Consider the following 1,781-nt stretch of genomic DNA (forward strand, 5'->3'; position numbering starts at 1 on the left):
GGATCGCCGCCCACCGCGGCACCGCGGTCGTCTTCGCCGACGGCGACCCCGGATTCTTCGGCGTCGTACGCACCCTGCGCGCACCGGAGTTCGGCCTGGAGGTCGAGGTCGTACCCGCCGTCTCCTCGGTCGCCGCCGCCTTCGCCCGGGCCGGCATGCCCTGGGACGACGCTCAGGTGGTCGTCGCCCACCGGCGCACCCTGCGCCGGGCCGTGAACGTCTGCCGCGCCCACACCAAAGTCGCCGTCCTCACCTCACCGGGCGCCGGACCCGCCGAACTCGGGCTGCTGCTGGAGGGCGTCCACCGGACCTTCGTCATCTGCGAGGAACTGGGCACCGAACGCGAGCAGGTCACCGTCGTCACCTCCGACAAGGCCGCCGACCACAGCTGGCGCGACCCCAACGTCGTCATCGTCATCGGCGGGCCCGCCGGACGAGGTGGCGCGGCGGACGGCGGCGACTGGATCGCCGGCCGCGACCCGGGCGCCGGACCGCGCGGCTGGGTACAGCCCGACGAGTCCTACGGCTCCTACGGCGACGGACCCGGCGGCCGGCTCGGCGAGGGCGAGACGGAACTGCTGCGCGCCGCGCAACTCGCCCGCCTCGGACCCCGGGTCGGCGACCTCGTCTGGGACATCGGCTGCGGTTCCGGCGCGTTCGCCGCCGAGGCCGCGCGTGCCGGTGCGGCCGTCATCGCCGTCGACCGGGACCCGCAGGCCTGCGCCCGGACCGACGCGGTCGCGCGCCGGTCCGGCGTCCAGCTCCAAGTGGTCCAGGGCACCGCCCCGCACGTCCTGGAGAACCTGCCCGAACCGGACGTCGTCCGGGTCGGCGGCGGGGGCGCGCCCGTCGTCTCCGCGGTCGCCGACCGGCGCCCGCAGCGCATCGTCACGCACGCCGCGACCCGTGACGCGGCCGAACTCATCGGGCGCGACCTGACCGAGCACGGATACCGGGTCGAGTGCGCGCTGCTGCAGTCCGTCGAACTCGACACCCGCGCCTGGACCGAGACCGAGCGGAGCGTCGCGTTCCTGCTCAGCGGCCTACTTCCAGATCGCGCCCCGTGATCGGGTTGTCGTACTGCGCGCGGTAGGCTGGCCGATCGTTGTGCCACACCGGGCGGCCCGGAACTTCGTTCGCCAATGTCCGGAAAGCACGCCCGTTTTGGGGTGGGTGTGGTACTGCGGAACCGGTGGACGCGCAACGTGGCGCAGTCCACAGCGGGCTGTCGCGGATCACGCTGTCGCGACGGCGGAACGGCCGGGACAATGCCACTGAATGGCTTTGTCGCCTTTTCCGGCGGGTCGTTCGTGCCGCTGGGCACGGACGCTCGTTCTTCACTACGGGCGGTCGGTGCGCCGTTCCGGGTGAGCTGGTCGTAGGAGCACGAAACCGATGGGCGAGGGGTACGCATGACCGACACCGGCCAGGTCCCGGGCGAGGGGCAGCCGGAGAGTGCAGGCATGGTGGAGCAGCCGGGCGTCCCCGCGCACGGTGCGTACACCTACCTCTCCGAAGCACCCGCCGAGGACGAAGACCTGCTGCTGCCGGGTGCCCAGGGCGCGTGGGGCAACGAAGTGCCGCCACCCGCTCCGGAACCGGTGGTCGAAGCCGTCCACCAGCCGGGTCCGCACGAGACGGCCGGCCGCGACAGCGGCTCCGTCGACCTCGGCGGCGTCCGCCTGCCGGACCCGGCCACGGCCTCCGTACCGCCGTCGCCCATCCTCTCGGCCTCGCAGGACCCGTCGGCCGCCCCCCAGCCGCCGCGCCGTCCGCTGCAC

General features: G+C 73.9%; 2 protein-coding genes. Both read left to right on the forward strand.

Annotated features, from left to right (window positions below; all coding sequences use genetic code 11):
• A partial coding sequence (gene cbiE / locus M878_RS83740; RefSeq protein WP_023552035.1) for a precorrin-6y C5,15-methyltransferase (decarboxylating) subunit CbiE occupies positions 1-1,067 on the forward strand: 1,067 nt, incomplete at its 5' end.
• 345 nt (positions 1,068-1,412) lie between these two features.
• A partial coding sequence (locus M878_RS99065) for a hypothetical protein (RefSeq protein ID WP_031226673.1) occupies positions 1,413-1,781 on the forward strand: 369 nt, incomplete at its 3' end.

It is taken from the genome of Streptomyces roseochromogenus subsp. oscitans DS 12.976, assembly GCF_000497445.1.
Taxonomy (GTDB): domain Bacteria; phylum Actinomycetota; class Actinomycetes; order Streptomycetales; family Streptomycetaceae; genus Streptomyces; species Streptomyces oscitans.